A 16,343-nucleotide genomic window follows, 5' to 3' on the forward strand; every position below is an offset into this window, starting at 1 on the left:
CGCCATGCAAGCTCTTGCAACCAACAGTGACATAGCCCCTGACGGAGTCATCCTGGCGCAGTCGGTATTGGATCTGCATGGTCAGCTTCTACTGCCAGCGGGGGCAAACATCACGAACGACACCCTGAGAAGCCTGCGACAGCGCGGTGTCGAAACGGTCATGGTGGCGGCTCCTGAAGTTACCTTGAGTCCGGGAAAAATACCCCCCCAGGTTCTTCAGGCCCAGATCGACAAGCGGTTGCGGCATTTGTTCCGGCCAGCCCTGAAGGCGGGGCAACTCAATCCGCTTTTCCACCTGATCGCGGAATATCGGCTGAAGGAGAAGCCATGAATGCCCTGACTGTTGAGGGTATACGGCGAAGCATCCGCGAGTTGCCGGCACTCCCGGCCGTGGTGCTGGAGCTGATCCAGTCGTTCGGGGACAGCCACATTTCCGCTGAGCAGTTGGCGGCAAAAATATCACACGACCAAGCGATTGCCGCAAAGACATTGCGGCTTGCCAACTCGTCGTTCTACGGACTGCCTCGGCAGGTGACCTCCATCCCGGAGGCGACAACAATACTTGGCCTGCGAACCCTTCGCAGTGTGGCGACAGCAGCGGGTGTGGTTGGAGGCTTTTCGAGCCTGCAGTGCCCGGGTTTTCATTTCGAGGCGTTCTGGCGCCACTCCATTGCTACGGCGATTACCGCGCGGACCTTGGCGCAACGCAGCAATCTGGACGAAGATACCGCTTTTACAATGGGACTTCTGCATGACATCGGTCGTCTGGTGCTGGTTAGTTCCTATGAGTCCGAGTACGCACAGGCCATCGCATACCAGTTGGAGCACGACTGCCTGATGCATGTCGCCGAGCGCCTCCAATTCGGAGTCGATCATGCGGATGTGGGTGGAGTGGTGGCAGAGCATTGGCACTTTGCGCCCGAGATCGTCGCGGCCATTTCAGATCACCACCGCCCCCAAGGGGCTCGCACCAGATGCCTGGGCGATCTGCTGCACGTGGCAGACAACATCGCACATGGCCTGGATCTTTCTCGCAAGGAAGATGACATGGTGCCGCTGCTGGGGCTGGATGCGTGGGCGCGCATGGCGCTTAGCGGCAGTGATTACCTGGACGTTTTTGATGTGGTGGAACAACAGCATGAAAGCGTCTGCGCTGCATTGCTGGCCTGAAGAGGTATCTCCTGTGAACTCACCCGATTCATTGGCAACCGCCCCTGGCGTGGCATCCGGTATCTTGTCCTCTAGCGAAGCGACGGCTGACCGGGTCAAAGAGCTGCTCAGGGCCAACGAAGAACTCAAGCAACTCAACTCCCAACTCTCGGACGCTCAGGACAAGCTGATGCAATCGGAAAGGATGGCCTCCATTGGTCAACTCGCCGCAGGCGTCGCACACGAAATCAACAACCCCATCGGATTCATTTTCTCGAACTTCGGAACGCTGGAGCGCTACCTGGGCGATCTCTTCCAAATGCTCGCGGCCTACGAGGAGGCTGAATCCGAACTGGCGGGCACTCCAGCAGCCGCTCGCCTGAAGGGGTTGCGTGACAAGATAGAACTGGAATTCCTGAAGGAAGACATTCCGTCCTTAATGTCCGAGTCCAAGGATGGCATCACTAGGGTGCGCAACATCGTTCAGAACCTCAAGGATTTTTCACGAGTCGATACCTCCCAGAATTGGGTGCTGGCGGATATCCATCACGGGCTTGACTCGACGCTCAATATCGTAAACAACGAGATTAAGTACAAGGCGGAGGTGGTCAAGACCTACGGCGAGATACCCGACATAGAGTGCCTCCCATCGGAACTTAACCAGGTGTTCATGAACCTTCTTGTCAATGCCGCCCATGCTATCCAGAAGGACCGAGGAACTATCACCATCCGTACCGGCACTCAGAGTGACCGTATCTGGATAGAAGTGCAGGATAACGGAGAGGGCATCGCTAAGGAGAATATCGGGCGAATTTTCGATCCATTCTTTACGACGAAGGCCGTTGGCAAAGGAACCGGGTTGGGGCTGTCGTTGTCCTACGGTATCGTAAAAAAGCACTTCGGCAGCATCGATGTCTTCAGCGAGAGAGGGGTCGGTACCCGGTTTCGCGTCACTCTACCGATTCGTCATCCGCCGGAGGCCGATGCGTGAGTTCATTCACTGATACGACATCCACGGCTGCCGCCGCAGATATCAATACCACCGCTACCCCGCAGGAAACGATTCAAGTCTGGCGCATTCTCTGTGTCGATGACGAGCCCAACATCGTGGCAGCACTCAAGCGCCTGTTTCGCGGTAGCGGATACCAAGTCGCCACCGCAACCAGTGGCCTTGAAGCGATTGCCTATCTGGAGCATGAGCCTGTGGATCTGGTCTTCTCAGATATGAGAATGCCGGGGATGGATGGCGCAGAGCTGCTGGCGCAGATTCGAGTGCGCTGGCCTAGAACCGCACGCGTGCTTCTGACAGGGTACGCCGACATCGGTTCGACCATTGCAGCCATCAACAACGGAGAGGTGTACCGCTACATCACCAAGCCCTGGGATGACGGGGAGGTGCTTGCAACAGCCCACCAAGTCTTCGAGCGTATGGCGCTGGAACAGGAGAAAGTTCGTCTTGAACTACTGCTGGTGGCAAAAAATCAGGCGCTCACGGAACTCAACGAAACACTGGAGGAAAAAGTCGCGGCGCGCACGAGTGAGCTTCTCCAGCTTAGCCAGAAGATTAAGAAGAACTACCTTAGTTCGATCAAGGTGTTTTCAAACCTTTTGGAGTGGCGTGGGGGCCTGCTTTCTGGCCACTCGCGCCGCGTCGCCGACCTAGCTCGCCGCACCGCCCGCGCCATGGGTATGAGTGAGGCGGATCAGCAAGACGCTTTTATTGCGGGGCTTTTGCACGACATCGGCCAGATTGGATTGCCTGATTCCTTGCTTGCCCGGCCCGTACCCAGGTTGTCCGAAGAGGAAGGCATTCAGTACAGGCGGCACGCCAGCTTGGGAGAGCAGGCACTCATGGCACTCGATGACATGCAGGTTGTCGCCAATATCATCCGGAGCCACCATGAACGCCACGATGGCCTTGGATATCCCGATGGGTTGGCCTCAGGGAGGATCCCCATGGGGGCTGCCATACTGGCTGTCGTTGATACCTATGACGATCTGCAGATCGGGCATCTGAGTTCCACGCCATTGAATGCGGTAGATGCCCGTTCCATGATTGCAAGAGGCCGGGGAACGCAGTTTCACCCTGAAGTGGTCGATGTCTTTCTGCAAATGCTTTTGAAGGCGGCCCCTGGTGTAGAGCCGCAGCCCCTCATGCTCAAGACGCAGTTCCTAAAGCCAGGCATGGTCCTGGCACGCGACCTACTTTCCCCCGAAGGGGCCGTGTTGCTTACCGTGGATCATGTCCTTACGACCGAGCTTATCAAACGATTGCGACTGCGCGAGGGGCGAGACGGCATCGAGCTGATCTTGCCGATCAAACTTTAACCCCTGGATCGGTTAACCATGCCAAAAATCCTATTGTTGGATGACGAACCCCATGTGCTTTCCGCGATCAAGCGAAGCTTGCGGGCGGGGTTGGGAACGGAGGTGCGCATTGAAGAAACAGTGGCCCCGGAGGTCGCATTGGCCCGCTTGAGAGAAGCTGTGTTCGATGTCGTGATTTCAGACTACCGCATGCCGCTCATGACGGGTGTGGAGTTCCTGAGCCTGGTGCGGACCATCCAGCCCCTGGCCGTGCGTATGGTGCTCAGTGCGTCCTCTGATTCTGAAGCGCTGATGCGTGCGGTAAATGACGCTGAGGTGTTCCGGTATGTGCTCAAGCCGTGGGACGAAAAGGACCTAATAGGCCATGTCCGTGCCGCGCTTGAGCGTGCAGACCAACTGCGCCGTGACGTCGCGCTTGCTGAAGTAGGTCGGTATGAGTTTGGAGAGATCAGTGCCACGGAGCTGGAGCGGCGCAGATTGGAAGCGTTGGAACCGGGTCTCACCCATGTGGCCTGGGGACCCAACGGCGAGGTCTTGGGACCTGAAAGCTGAAGTCCGTCCAAAGGGGCCGGATAAAAACCTGGACTCGTTTTATGCTGAAAGTCTGAGGCTCTCTCGGTATTCGATGGGGCCGAGAGAGCCAAGGGATATCTTGATCTGTTAGAGCCGATCCAATCTTGACCAGCTGGGGGTGCGGACAAAAACTTGGACTACCAGGAGGTAGTTCATGTATTCCTACGAAGATCGAATCCGAGCGGTCGAGCTCTACATCAAACTGGGCAAGCGCACCGGTGCCACTATCCGCCAGTTGGGATATCCGACGAAGAACTCGTTGATGAGCTGGCATGAGGAGTACGAGCGGCGCCTGGACCTGCCGTCCGGCTACGCGCGCTCAAAGCCGAAGTATTCTCAAATTCAGAAGAAGAAGGCTGTCGAACACTACGCCGAGCACGGGCGCTGCATCGTCGCCACGGTCAAGGCGCTGGGCTATCCGTGCCGCGATTTGCTGCGTGCCTGGATTGATGAACTGGACCCTGACTCCCGCCAGCGCGTTGTCGGCAGAGCCGTCAGTGCGCCTCGGCTGCCGCAACTGAAGAAGCAGGCAGTCCTCGAGCTGTGCACTCGTGAGGGAAGTGCGCAGGCGGTTGCTCAGAAGCTTGGCGTGAGCAGGCCGACGTTGTACAACTAGAAGAACCAGCTTCTGGGACGTGAGGCACCCGCATCCATGAAACACACCAATCAGTCCCCGCGGGCTCAAGAGCGCGATGAGCTCGAGCGCGAGGTTGAGGCGTTGCGCCGCGAAGTCAGGCAACTGCGCCTTGAGCAGGACCTCTTGAACAAGGCCAATGAACTGCTAAAAAAAGGCCTGGGCGTCGATCTGCAGCTCCTGTCCAACCGGGAGAAGACACTGCTGATTGACGCCCTCAAGGAGCACTATGGTCTGCCAAAGCTCCTTGGACAGTTGGGTCTTGCACGCAGCTCGTACTTCTACCATCGGGTCCGAGCGGCCGCCGGCGACAAGTACCTTGAAGTAAGGCAGTCCATCACCGATATCTTCGAGTCGAACCATCGCTGCTACGGCTACCGCAGGCTGCAGGCCTCGCTGACTAGGCAAGACGTCACAATCTCCGAGAAGGTGGTGCAGCGCCTGATGAAGCAAGAGAGCCTAGTCGTGGCTAAGCCCAAGCGGCGCAGGTATGCGTCCTACCTTGGCGAGATCAGCCCCGCGCCTGAGAACATCATCGACCGAGACTTCCAGGCCGCGGCACCGAACAAGAAGTGGCTCACGGACATCACGGAGTTCCAGATCCCTGCAGGTAAGGTCTACCTGTCGCCGATCATCGACTGCTTCGATGGGATGGTGGTGAGCTGGACCATTGGCACGAGCCCGGATGCTGAGCTGGTCAATACCATGCTGGATGCAGCCATCGAGACGGTGACAGACACCGCTGACCGGCCTGTGGTTCACTTCGACCGCGGGGGGCACTACCGCTGGCCAGGCTGGATATCGAGGATGCGCGATGCCAACTTCACCCGCTCGATGTCTCGCAAGGCATGCTCCCCTGACAACGCAGCCTGCGAGGGGTTCTTCGGTCGGCTGAAGAACGAACTGTTCTATCCTCGGGACTGGAAGAGCGTCACCCTTGCGCAGTTCATTGAGGCAGTCGACGACTACATCCGCTGGTACAACGAGAAGCGGATCAAGATCTCCCTTGGCTCACTCAGTCCCATCGAATACCGAGAGAGCCTTGGACTCACGGCATAAAACCAGTCCAAGTTTTTATCCGCACCCCCAGCTGGTCAGTTTTGGGTTGGCACTAACAGGCGTTGATCGACTCTTTCCGCCTAGCGACCCTAGCAGCGCGTGTTCTGTTGCTGCGGCTATCTGGTCTGCGAAGTTACTTCCTACGGAACGTGCCAGAGTAACCGCTCCCGCAAGCGAAGAGAGGGCGGCGCAAGCGGCTCCAATGTCTCGTGGTGCATTTGGCGAGGCTGGACCGTCGACGATCACCTGCGCAACGTCGCGCAAAGCCTTTTCAAACGTCTCACGGGAACCTTCATCCGATCGCGCGACTTCTGCCGGCATCGTCTGAAGCGTGCAACTCTCTGACAAGTCACAGGTCCGCTTGGCACTGAGGTAGAAGCGCACAAACTCCGGCCACCACGTGCGTCCGTGCTTTTCCTGGAAGTGCAGCACGCCGCCTCGCAATTCGGCCATGCCCTGTGCGACCGACTCCCGGAATGCGTGGGCCTTCGAGTCGAAATGAACGTAGAAGGCACCCGATGTCAGGCCTGCTTCCTTCGCCAGGCCGTCAACCCCAATCCCGCCAAATCCTGCCTTGCGAAACCCGCGCCCTGCGCCGTCCAGTATGCGTTGCCGCGTCTGCACCTTCTGTTCTGACCTTGACACGAGGGGCTCTTTCAATATGTGAAGCTGACGATTGTAGTTGTTCAAAACACGATCGTTATGTATTATAGAATAACGGTCGTTACTTGAAATGTTCTGCGGTTCGCAGCGCATGAGCGACGCCGTTCTTTCTGTTTGGAGTACCCATGCCACTTACTCTCACCCTCACTGAGGGCGTTCTTCCCAAGGGCCAGGAAAAAATCGCCTTCAGCCGCCTGTCAGATGCCATGCTTAGATGGCATGGCTTGGCAGGAAACAAGGCGATGACGCCCAACATCGTGGGCTCGATCCACGTCTTGCCAACGGAGCACACGTACTCCGGATCAAAGGAGGCCTCCGTGGCGTTCGTCGAATGGAAGGTCCCGTCCTTCGCGTTCGCCAGTCGGGAGGTTCAAGTTGGCTACATAGAAGAAGCCACGAACATCATTCATGAGCTGTCAGGCGCGCAGCACCCGAAGGAGCGTATATGGGTCAACGTCGTGCACGCGGTAGACGGGGCCTGGGGCATCGCCGGGATGGCTCTCACCAATGCGCAGCTCGGCGAAGGAGCCGCATCGGCCTGACGCCCATCTACGTCTGGGGATACCAACATGCAACTCTCGAACTATTTGTTTTTCACCACGACCTGTGATGACGCCCTGGCTTTCTATACTCAATGTGGTCTTGGTCGTGTCATCGAGGTGCTTCGCTACGGGGTCGATGGCATGCCCGTGAAGAACGAGGCCATGCGCGGCAAGGTCATGCATGCCAAGTTCGAGGGACCAGGCTTGCTCTTCTATGCCTCCGACAACGATGATGCTGAGCCGATGCGAGGCTCCGCGCATTTGCTTGCGATGAACGGTCGAGATTCAACGAACAATCTCTTCCGAGCTTTGGCTGCAGGTGGAACGGTCACGACCCCTTTGGGCATTCAGCCGTGGGGGGACTACTACGGCAAATTGACCGACCGGTTCGGTGTTCAGTGGATGCTGAACTGCGCTGAGTAAGAGCGTTGCCGGCCCAGTTGCGGATGACTGCTTCGTGAACTGTCGTAGTACCGCTTTAGGCGGCAGATTCAACCGGTCGATGCAACACACTAACCACCGCGTAGGCGCAAGGAGTGTTGCAGATGAAACAGCGACCAAGAATCTACTATTCAGATACCCAGAAGGCGCTGATGTGGGAGCGCTGGAAGCAAGGCTGGACGCTGCATGAGATCGGCAAGCTCTTTGATCGCGCCCACTCGTCGATCCATCGGATACTTGCAGAGACGGGCGGATTCCGGCCTGCGCAGCGATCACGTGCAGCAATTGCATTGACGTTGGCAGAGCGCGAGGAGATCTCGCGGGCGATGGTGTCAGGCGAATCGATTCGCTCCATCGCAACGCGGCTCGGGCGAGCACCGTCGACGATCAGCCGAGAGATCAAGCGCAATGGCGGCTGTGATGGCTACCGTGCAACTCAGGCAGATGAAGCGGCTTGGAATCGAGCGCAGCGCCCAAAGCGCTGCAAGCTCAGGCAGAACCGTGCATTGGCCCGGATCGTGGCTCACAAGCTGCGGATGCTGTGGTCGCCGGAGCAAATTGCAGGTTGGCTCAAGCAAACTTATCCTTGCGACGAGAGCCAGCACGTGTCACACGAGACCATCTACCGCAGTCTGTTCATTCAAGCGCGTGGCGCCTTGAAGAAGGAGCTGTTGGAGCACCTCAGACGCACTCGTGGAATGCGCCGATCACGGCACTACACACAGAAGACGGCAATTCACGGAAAGATCGTTGACGCTGTTTCGATCAGCGAGCGCCCCGCTTGCGTCGAGGACCGGGCAGTGCCTGGTCACTGGGAAGGCGACTTGGTCTTTGGCAGTGGCAACAGCCAAATTGCGACACTGGTTGAACGTCAAACGCGATACGTGATGCTGGTGAAGCTGAATGGCAAAGACTCGCAGTCGGTCGTCAAGGCACTCATCAAGAGCGCCAGCAAGCTACCGCAGGAACTGTACAAGTCACTGACCTGGGACAGAGGCTCGGAGATGCATGCTCACAAGCAATTCACGATGGCTACCGACATCCAGGTGTACTTCTGCGACCCGCGAAGCCCATGGCAGCGGGGAAGCAACGAGAACACGAACGGCTTACTCAGGCAGTACATGCCCAAGGGCATGAATCTCTCGGGTCTCTCACAGCTTCAGCTCAACGCCATTGCGAGACAATTGAATGAGAGGCCGCGCAAGACGCTGGGCTTCCACACACCCGCTGAGATGTTCAGCGAATGTGTTGCATCGACCGGTTGAATCTGCCGGCGCAGGCTGGCACTGTCGTACAGGGCCTCCTCACACGCCAAGTCGGCGAGGTTGAACCAATGCTGAATGAAATGAATCCGCAGCATTCGCTCCAACCCAATGGGAGGGCGTCCATTGCCAGCTTTGGGGTAGTGCGGCGCAACTTCATCGCACAGTGCAGCCCAAGGCACCAGCGCTTGCATGGTGTTGAGGAATTTATCGCGCCGCGTGGGCTTGCGGTGTAGTTCCAAGCCCGACTGCGTGTCGGCCGCCATAGCAAGGGTCTGCTGCTTCATGGCCCAGTAATTTACCCAAGCTCAAGAAGCAGCGGGGACTTTTTCAGCATTGCCTTAAATCTCCGCCATGTACTTTGCGAGATAGTTCGGGTGCCCGTTTCCGGACATTGATTGAAGGCACTCTGCCACGTCACCCTGTACTTGGTCAGCCGGTTCCGTCGTTGGGTATCGCCCCCAGGCTGCTCTCCCTGCAGCCGCTAAAAAAGCACCTTCTGCGCGCTCGTCAATGCCTCAAAGCTCTCTCCCAGGGGCTGAAGAATCGCGTCGGCGATGGGCTGTAGTTGCTTGACGAGGTAGTGTTCATAATCAATCCGTGACTGCCGGGCTTCCAGGGGTTCGGGGCCGCTCTGCGTCATCACGTACTGGATCCAACCACCACGCTGGTACTGCTGGGGACGGTTCAACTTCGCGTTGTGTGCATCAGCGATGCGCGCCGCGCGCACCTGGGGCGGTACGTTGACCTCGTAGGCATCGAGTCGGTGGCGCAGCCGTTTTCGGTAGACGAGCAGCGCATCCATATGTCCATCCAACATGGACCGCGCATAGTCGGCCACGAACTCCCGGTAGGGCTCACCGTGGAAGATGCGTGACAGCAAACCCTCCTGGAACTGGCGTGCCAACAGGGTCCAGTCGCTGCGGGCCATCTCCAGCCCGCGATAGACCATCTCCTCCCGCCCTTCTGCATCGACGCTCAGGCCGGCGTAGCGCTTCTTGCTGCCGACGTCCGAGCCTCGGATGGTGGGCATGAAGAATTTGGCGTAGTGGGTGTCAAACTCGATTTCGAGGAAGTTCTCCAACTGCTGCTCCTCGCGCAGCTTGCGGGTCCACCACGCGTTGATCTCCTGCACCAGGCCGGCCGCAATGCTGTGCGCCTCCGTATTGGGATAAGTGCGTTTGAGCCAGATGAAGATAGAGTCAGTGTCTCCGTAGATGACCTGGTATCCGCGCTGCTCCACAAACACCCGGGTGAGCTTCATCACCTCGTGGCCGCGCAGGGTCACGGCGGACACCAGCTTCGGATTAAAGAAGCGGCAATCGGACGCGCCCAGCACCCCGGCAAAGGAGTTCATGAGCAGCTTCAGGGCCTGCGACAGCGGCTGGTTCCGCACTCGCTTGGCCTCGTCCCGGGCGCTCGAGAGCGTGGTCACGATGTCTGGAAGGCAGTGCTTGTCACGGGAGAACAGCGTGCCTTGCGGCCCCGGTATGGGCCTACTCTGGGCGTCGGCGTTTGCTCCCTCGGCCAGACCCACGGGGTCCACTAGGAAGGTCCGGATGATGGAGGGGTACAGGCTCTTGTAGTCCAGGACCACGACGGAGTCGTAGAAGCCCGGCGTGGAGTCCATCACATAGCCGCCGGGAAACGCCTTGGCCGCGATGTCACCCACGTTCGGTGCCACATAACCCAGGCGATGCATGCGCGGCAGGTAATGGTGGCTGAACGCGGCGATAGAACCGCCAAAGTGATCTATCTGCATACGAGTGTTGAGAAACGTGTAACGCATTAGCTGACAAAATCACCGTCTCTCCGATCCACGTAACTGCTGCCGCCCCCTGATTTTGACAACGGACATTGGATGATTGCGGAGGGAAAGTCTTGAACGGACTCACACTCTAAATGGCAACAATTAACATCCTGCATTTGCAGACGCTGTGCCACATTGCTCAGCTTGGTAGTTTTCAGGCTGCTGCAGATCACATGTACACCACCCAGCCCACCGTGTCCGCGCGGATGCGCGAGCTGGAGGGCAGGCTAGGCTTTCCTGTGTTTCACAAACGCGGCAGGAGAATGGACCTGACCACGCAAGGCCGGGAACTGGTTCAGCAAGTCAAGCCCTTGCTGGCGGCTCTGGAAGACGTCATTCACACCCTTGACGACGCCTCTCATGTTTCAGGGCTGATTCGCCTGGGTATCGCTGGTTTGATAGCTCAGACTTGGCTGCCTGAATTCATAGCAGCAGCGAGGGCTGCCATGCCACAGCTCAACTTCGAGATAGAGGTCGGACAGACCTCCCTGAGTGTCAGTAAGCTGGAGACCGGTCATCTGGATCTGGTGTTCATGGCTACGGCTTCGCTCACTTCAGACCGCTTTCATGTGGAGCCCATAGGCTCCGTGAATGTCCTTCTGGTCGGATCTCCAAACCTAGTTGGGCGCAAAGGGAAATACTCTGCGACATCTTGGCTGGAGTTGATGCGCTCAAAGCCGGTGTGGTCGCTTTCAAAAGAGTCGCCCATGTACCCCATGTTGATAAAGCTAGCAAGGGACAACAATCTGCGCACAAAATTTGATGTATGCGCAGATGTGTTGACGTTGAAACAACTGCTTCGCAGTGGCTCAGGCATAGGCTTGATGACCTATCCGATGATTGAATCGGAACTGCGAAATGGCGAACTTGTTGCATTGAAAGGCGCACCAGCCTTTCAACGCATCGCTTTCAACGCAGCCTGGGGCATCGATCAGAGTCAGACAGTGATTCGGAAGCTTGTCGCACTGGCCAAGAATATCTCCACCTTCGACAAATCTTGACTGCGCGAGCCCACTGGTCTCTTATGTGTCGAGCTCTACTCCGGCGTCACGCCGGCTTCGCTTAAGAGCTTTTGCCAGCGAGTTACCTCTTCAGCCAGCAGCTTTTGAGCACCCTGCGTGGTGCGCTGGTTGGCACTGGGAACAGCCAGGCCCATCTGCTTGTACCGATCCAGTAAATCTGGTTGCGTAAGAGTCTTGTTGATGGCGTCATTTAGAGTGTTGACCATGGTCTTCGGCACCCCCTTTCTGACCAAAAGCATGTTCCAGATCGTGTAGTTCAGCGATTTGTAGGAGGTCTCACTGACCGCTGGAACGTTCGGCAAAACGCCCACACGTTGCGCACTCAGTACAACGAGTCCTTTTATCTTTCCGGATGCAATCGAGCTGACAGCAGTACTGCTGCTTTCCACCGTGTAGTCGATTTGCCCAGCCATCACATCGGAAGTTGCTTGAGCGGCACCGCGGTAGTGAACAGGTGGTACGTTAGTGCCGAGAGTTGCATTGAGCAATACGCCTCCCAGAAAAGCCCCTGAGCCGACTCCCGCATCACCAAAGTTCATCTTTGCGCCATGCACCTTGGCGTATGCCGCAAACTCATCCAAATTGGATGCCGGAAAATTGGCGCGCACAGAAAGTACCTGCGGGGCATCGCCAACGGATGCAAGCGGCGTGAAGTCTTTGAGGACGTCGTAAGGCAGGTTCTTGTACACAGATCCATTGGCGGCTAGCGTACCGACGTTGCCCATGAGCACCGTGTAGCCGTCTGCAGCAGCTCTTGAAAAGCGTGTTTGACCGATCGAACCGCCGGCACCAGGGACGTTTTCTACCACGATAGGCTGCTTCAATTCCTGCGACAAACCCTTCGCCAGCATTCTTGCCAGAACGTCGGTTGCCCCGCCAGCTGTGTAAGGAACGATCAAGGTAAGAGGCTTCTCTGGGTAGCTATCAGCCTGTGCCGCCAGGCTCAATGTCAGTCCCAAGGTGCTGAAGGCCAGGCGCGCGATTCTGGCGTTGAACTGCTTCTTTGCGTGCATGATTTGTCTCCTATTGGCTTCTGTAGTGAACGAACTCTTTTTTTGGGCAAGCTTCGGCCGTAGCGCACGTGTTGCGCGCTTTGCCTGTGCATGAATCTCTGTGTGAGGACGGCGCTCATTCCAAGCCGCGCGCCCTCCTGCACGGCGTGCTGCGCTTTGACGCGAGAAAAGACTTGGTAGCCCACGAAGACGGCCACCAGCACTACGAAGCGGTGCGAGGTCTTGCCGTCGCCGAAGAAGAGCCACAGGGCGAACAGCACAGCGGCGGCGATTTTGACGATGGTCATTTTGCGCATGGGGTCCGCCTGCATCAGTCGGCCATGTGGCCTGAGACGTCCCAAGAGGGCTTCGGGGGCGCGGGCGTTGGCGCGGGAGACGTAGAACAGGCGGCCAGCGCAAGGGCTGCGGCCAGGATTACCAGGGCTCGTTTCATGGATGGTTTCCTCCTCGGTTGGTGGCGGCACTGCGCCGCTCGTGGAGGGATCGTATAACAAAATGGTACTTATGGACCGTGAACTTTTACACAGTGTACTCATGGACCGTGGTGTTTTAGTCCTCATACGCAAACCATTCGAAGATGGCTCGCGTACCTCCACCCAAAGAAGAACGATCTCCTGTACTGGTCGCGTTCGGACTAGCTGTCAGACAGTTCCGTAAGGCTCGTGGTCTGTCCCAAGAAGCATTCGCCGATGAATGCGGAATTGATCGAAGCTATATGGGCGGAGTCGAGAGGGGTGAGCGCAACATTGCGATGGTCAACATCGACAGAGTCGTCAAAGCGCTGGACATGCAGCCATCCGAGTTTTTTAAAGCGCTAGACCAATCGAAGCGTTGAGCTTCACCAAGTCTGGTGTCGGCGCGCTTCACGGGCCGCAGTTGAGGTTGGACCTTGGAGCTGCCGGAATTCAGGCAGCTGGCTGCCTCTATGTTTTGCTGTTCGATGTCCGCCGCTTTGACGAAACGCATGCCAGCCTTCAACATCCCCAGTGCCCGCCCCCACCAAAAAATGGCTGCTGGTAGGCGAACGCGGCAAGGGGCTGTCGATTGCGGCAAATCTCCGGCGCAAGCCTTGAGTGCTGTCCGCGCCGGTCACCAAGCGCGAGCCAAGAGGTTAGCTTCCATCAGCAGGTCAAGGCACTGTATCCGGCGTTGGCAAAATTGAGCTGTTCAGCCGGTCGAGACGCTACGCGTGGTACGTGTGGGGGAGAAAAGCCCCTGCTCGAAAGCAAACAGACGGGGGCATACTGTCGCATGCGCCTCTCTCCTCGCATCCGACCCGACTATCTCCTGCTCTATCCTGCGCCCACGGCGCAACAGTGCCTGGAAGCCTTTGCGACAGAGCAGGGCGTGGAGTTCTGCCGCCCCTACCCAAACATCCTTGCCAAAGCTGCGACCAAGTTCCCCCGTTTGCCAGAGCTGATGGCCATGAACCTACCGCCAGACCTTGTTGCAGGGGGAGTGTGTGCAGCGCTTGATGGGTTCCTCATGGACATGCAGGAACTACCGCTGCCAAACGACTTTTTGGACGGTTAGACTGACCTCAAATGCTGGATAGGCGCGCGTGGCGTATACCCTCTGCGCGCTGCGGCAACCCTGGCACCAATTGGTCTGCCGTTGCCAGCCAACCCTGACGATCAGACTCCTTTTGCCACACAGAGGCAAGCGCATCCGACCATGCCATCCAGACCACCTCCGTAGAATCATCTAGAAAAAATTCCAGCATGGTCGCTGGCTCATCCCAGCAGGGCGCAAGCACCAAACGGTCTTGGTCCACAAAGAATGGCATGTTCGATGCTTCATTCTCTACTGCCGATCCGCCTGCATACTTCGCCAAGTGGCGACGAGCGCCGGTCGCCGAAAGCGCAGCACGGCGGGATGCCGCAGCGTTCATCGCCAGAAGCGAAGGCTGCACCTCAGGATAAGGGCTGGGTTGGGTGATTGACTCCCCGCGAATGAACTCCACCAGCGTGCTAGCCAAGTACATCACATCATCTCCCTTGCGCCCACCCGCAAAGTTGGGCGCTGGCGGCGGCGGCTGGTGGCTTCTGCGCCGACGCTCCAAGGTGCTGACGGAGGACTGTAAAAAAAGCGCGGCCTTCGCTGTGGACAGCAGCTTTACGCCACGCACAGCCTCAGGCAAGGCCATGATGTCGATCACCAGTTTGTTGTAATCGGTTGCAAAGTCATCGCTCATCGCTCATCGATCATGCTTTCATCTGCATCTTCGGCAACGTGGTCGCGTGCCGCAATAATTCGTTTTCCAGTTCTTGCATGTGCTTGCGCAGTGCCTCCTGGTTTGGCTTGCCATACCGTGCCGTTATGTTACCCATTTGGCTGTGATTCATCAGTTGCTGCACCACGGCGTACGGCATGCCCTCAATGTTGACAGCCACTGTGCAGAACGTCCGCCGCAGGTCGTGCATGGTGAACTTCCATTGCGGCGGAAAGGTTAACGCGAACTGCTCGAATGGCAACGGCGGCTCTTGCCCTTTGGCGGTGTAAGCCATGGAATATGTGCCCCAGGCCGCCAGCAAGCTATGTTTCTCCAAGGTCGTGCGCATTGAGTCCACGAACTCACGCGGACTGTTGTAGTGCGGGCTCTTGGTGGCCGGGTTCTTGGATGAAGACGGGAACACATATAGCTGATCGTGGTAGTCGCCGTGGCGCAGGCGCATCAGCCATGTAGCGAAACGCCCCAGCGGAACGCTGTGCGTGGAACCACTCTTGGTGCCGCGAAACGTGACCTGCCCGAGACCATCGCCATCTGGCAGCGTCAGCACACTGCAATCCACCTCTTTTTGCCCTGCTGCGAGCAATCTGTCACGCCATACAAGTTGCGCCGTTTCGCTACGCCGCGCGCCCAGCAACAGTGTCAGCACCATGTAGTCCACGGCATCGCGGTTCTGACTTCGTTTAGCCCAAAGCGCATCCAGCCATACCCCCAGGCGTTCAGGAGTGTTTGCCACGGGGTTGCGGACTTTGTTGTCGTCGTACTGAGCTTCCAGTTCGCTGCGGGTGCGCATCTTGCGGCGAGCGATGTTGAACGGGTTGACCAGCAATTCGCTATCGAACGAGGCGCGATTCCTGTCAGCCTGCTGCCTTTCAATATGCACATTGAACGCGGCGCGGCACCACATCAGTGTTTGCTCTGCGGCTGTGCGATGACCTTGGTCCACGGCAATCAGTTGCCAAATGTCGTCAACGGTGGCGCTGCCAATCGACCGTAAAGACTTGCCAAGCCAGGGTTGCAACCGCCGGATGGCCGCTTCGATGGCTTTGATGGAGTTGGGCCGCGGATTCTTTCCGCGCAGATATTGGTGCAAATAGTTTCGCAGGACGTCGCCCAACGTGGTCGCGACGATCACCCGCTCTTCGGTTCGCAATTGCTGGATGTCCTCGCCCCGCTTCATGGCGAAGCGGGTATCGCTGGCAATGAGACGGGCATCTGTCAATGCGTCTCCCGTATTCACGTTCAAACGGGGATAGTCGCCTAACACCACCTTGGTCACTCTCGGGCCAACACGGGTCTGCAACACGAACGTCTTGCGCCGTGCCCCTACATACATGCCGAAGCCCGGGGCAACATTCGCACCCGCGTCATAGACAATGTACTGCTTGGGAACAGCTACTTTTTCGATGCCGACCATCCTGCCATCTTTGACGATGGGGCGAACCGCTGGGGAGAGTTTAGCTAGGTTGTCTTGGGTGAAAGTGAAGCGCATACACCCCTTGGGCAGTTGTTATGGCAGTATGATTTTATCTACATTTTAGCTACATCAAACTGCCGGTTCGTGAAGCTTCTTGATGCTTTTCACTGTTTACAAAAGGTCTTCGGTTGGCAATGAAC

At 57.5% G+C, this 16,343-nt stretch carries 17 protein-coding genes and 3 pseudogenes; 12 read left to right on the forward strand and 8 right to left on the reverse strand.

The window, feature by feature from the left end:
• Window positions 1–4 precede the first annotated feature (4 nt).
• The 6 genes and pseudogenes from KI609_RS16565 (at window position 5) to KI609_RS16590 (ending at window position 5,743) form a co-directional block, all read left to right on the forward strand.
• Window positions 5–331, forward strand: a complete 327-nt coding sequence (locus tag KI609_RS16565) for a hypothetical protein (protein ID WP_226444668.1) — start codon at window positions 5–7, stop codon at window positions 329–331.
• The gene (locus KI609_RS16570; RefSeq protein WP_226444669.1) at window positions 328–1,170 is read left to right on the forward strand and encodes an HDOD domain-containing protein; all 843 of its coding nucleotides are present in this window, start codon (window positions 328–330) and stop codon (window positions 1,168–1,170) included. Before KI609_RS16565 ends, KI609_RS16570 begins: the two co-directional genes overlap by 4 nt.
• Window positions 1,139–2,140, forward strand: coding sequence for an ATP-binding protein (locus tag KI609_RS16575; RefSeq protein ID WP_226444670.1), 1,002 nt, complete (start codon window positions 1,139–1,141; stop codon window positions 2,138–2,140). The genes KI609_RS16570 and KI609_RS16575 overlap by 32 nt, the downstream gene beginning before the upstream one ends.
• Window positions 2,137–3,477: an HD domain-containing phosphohydrolase gene (locus tag KI609_RS16580; protein ID WP_226444671.1), complete on the forward strand. Its 1,341-nt coding sequence runs from the start codon at window positions 2,137–2,139 to the stop codon at window positions 3,475–3,477. The genes KI609_RS16575 and KI609_RS16580 overlap by 4 nt, the downstream gene beginning before the upstream one ends.
• Window positions 3,478–3,495: 18 nt before the next feature.
• Window positions 3,496–4,029 carry a response regulator gene (locus KI609_RS16585; protein ID WP_226444672.1) on the forward strand — a complete coding sequence of 178 codons (534 nt, stop codon included), beginning with the start codon at window positions 3,496–3,498 and terminating at the stop codon, window positions 4,027–4,029.
• A 175-nt stretch (window positions 4,030–4,204) separates the two neighbouring features.
• A pseudogene (locus tag KI609_RS16590) lies at window positions 4,205–5,743 on the forward strand (IS3 family transposase).
• Between the two features lie 15 nt (window positions 5,744–5,758).
• On the opposite strand, the gene KI609_RS16595 reads toward KI609_RS16590, so the two are convergent.
• Window positions 5,759–6,433, reverse strand: a complete 675-nt coding sequence (locus KI609_RS16595; protein WP_226444673.1) for a TetR/AcrR family transcriptional regulator — start codon at window positions 6,431–6,433, stop codon at window positions 5,759–5,761.
• A gap of 98 nt (window positions 6,434–6,531) precedes the next feature.
• On the opposite strand from KI609_RS16595, the gene KI609_RS16600 reads away from it, so the two are divergent.
• The 3 genes from KI609_RS16600 to KI609_RS16610 all read left to right on the forward strand — a co-directional run bounded on the left by KI609_RS16600 (window position 6,532) and on the right by KI609_RS16610 (window position 8,654).
• On the forward strand, window positions 6,532–6,948 hold the full coding sequence (locus tag KI609_RS16600; RefSeq protein ID WP_021007135.1) for a hypothetical protein: 417 nt from the start codon (window positions 6,532–6,534) through the stop codon (window positions 6,946–6,948).
• Between the two features lie 27 nt (window positions 6,949–6,975).
• Window positions 6,976–7,371: a VOC family protein gene (locus KI609_RS16605; protein WP_226444674.1), complete on the forward strand. Its 396-nt coding sequence runs from the start codon at window positions 6,976–6,978 to the stop codon at window positions 7,369–7,371.
• 122 nt (window positions 7,372–7,493) lie between these two features.
• The gene (locus KI609_RS16610; RefSeq protein ID WP_226450124.1) at window positions 7,494–8,654 is read left to right on the forward strand and encodes an IS30 family transposase; all 1,161 of its coding nucleotides are present in this window, start codon (window positions 7,494–7,496) and stop codon (window positions 8,652–8,654) included.
• A gap of 8 nt (window positions 8,655–8,662) precedes the next feature.
• Here the strand turns inward: KI609_RS16610 and KI609_RS16615 are convergent.
• Both KI609_RS16615 and KI609_RS16620 read right to left on the reverse strand, forming a co-directional pair.
• Window positions 8,663–8,938: pseudogene (locus tag KI609_RS16615) on the reverse strand (transposase); the annotation flags it as partial.
• Window positions 8,939–9,135: 197 nt separating this feature from the next.
• A pseudogene (locus KI609_RS16620) lies at window positions 9,136–10,419 on the reverse strand (DNA polymerase II); the annotation flags it as partial.
• A 134-nt stretch (window positions 10,420–10,553) separates the two neighbouring features.
• Here KI609_RS16620 and KI609_RS16625 point away from each other — a divergent pair.
• On the forward strand, window positions 10,554–11,462 hold the full coding sequence (locus KI609_RS16625; protein ID WP_226444675.1) for a LysR family transcriptional regulator: 909 nt from the start codon (window positions 10,554–10,556) through the stop codon (window positions 11,460–11,462).
• A gap of 35 nt (window positions 11,463–11,497) precedes the next feature.
• Here KI609_RS16625 and KI609_RS16630 read toward each other — a convergent pair whose 3' ends face one another.
• From KI609_RS16630 to KI609_RS22920, 3 genes are read right to left on the reverse strand one after another with little or no spacing between them, the layout of a single operon-like run.
• Window positions 11,498–12,496 (reverse strand): Bug family tripartite tricarboxylate transporter substrate binding protein, encoded by a 999-nt coding sequence (locus tag KI609_RS16630; protein WP_226444676.1) that lies wholly within the window; start codon window positions 12,494–12,496, stop codon window positions 11,498–11,500.
• Entirely contained in the window at window positions 12,433–12,792 is a 360-nt protein-coding gene (locus KI609_RS16635; RefSeq protein WP_226444677.1) for a hypothetical protein, read from the reverse strand. The genes KI609_RS16630 and KI609_RS16635 overlap by 64 nt, the downstream gene beginning before the upstream one ends.
• A gap of 14 nt (window positions 12,793–12,806) precedes the next feature.
• Window positions 12,807–12,929 carry a hypothetical protein gene (locus KI609_RS22920; protein ID WP_264181344.1) on the reverse strand — a complete coding sequence of 41 codons (123 nt, stop codon included), beginning with the start codon at window positions 12,927–12,929 and terminating at the stop codon, window positions 12,807–12,809.
• Window positions 12,930–13,073: 144 nt separating this feature from the next.
• Between KI609_RS22920 and KI609_RS16640 the strand changes: the two genes are divergently transcribed.
• Both KI609_RS16640 and KI609_RS16645 read left to right on the forward strand, forming a co-directional pair.
• The gene (locus KI609_RS16640; RefSeq protein ID WP_226444678.1) at window positions 13,074–13,331 is read left to right on the forward strand and encodes a helix-turn-helix domain-containing protein; all 258 of its coding nucleotides are present in this window, start codon (window positions 13,074–13,076) and stop codon (window positions 13,329–13,331) included.
• A gap of 416 nt (window positions 13,332–13,747) precedes the next feature.
• Entirely contained in the window at window positions 13,748–14,029 is a 282-nt protein-coding gene (locus tag KI609_RS16645) for a hypothetical protein (protein ID WP_226444679.1), read from the forward strand.
• Window positions 14,030–14,036: 7 nt separating this feature from the next.
• Here the strand turns inward: KI609_RS16645 and KI609_RS16650 are convergent, their stop codons facing one another.
• Window positions 14,037–14,690 (reverse strand): hypothetical protein, encoded by a 654-nt coding sequence (locus tag KI609_RS16650; protein WP_226444680.1) that lies wholly within the window; start codon window positions 14,688–14,690, stop codon window positions 14,037–14,039.
• Between the two features lie 10 nt (window positions 14,691–14,700).
• On the reverse strand, window positions 14,701–16,218 hold the full coding sequence (locus tag KI609_RS16655; RefSeq protein WP_226444681.1) for a tyrosine-type recombinase/integrase: 1,518 nt from the start codon (window positions 16,216–16,218) through the stop codon (window positions 14,701–14,703).
• Window positions 16,219–16,343 lie beyond the last annotated feature (125 nt).

The sequence above is a fragment of the Acidovorax radicis genome (genome assembly GCF_020510705.1).
GTDB classification, from domain to species: Bacteria; Pseudomonadota; Gammaproteobacteria; order Burkholderiales; family Burkholderiaceae_C; genus Acidovorax; species Acidovorax radicis_A.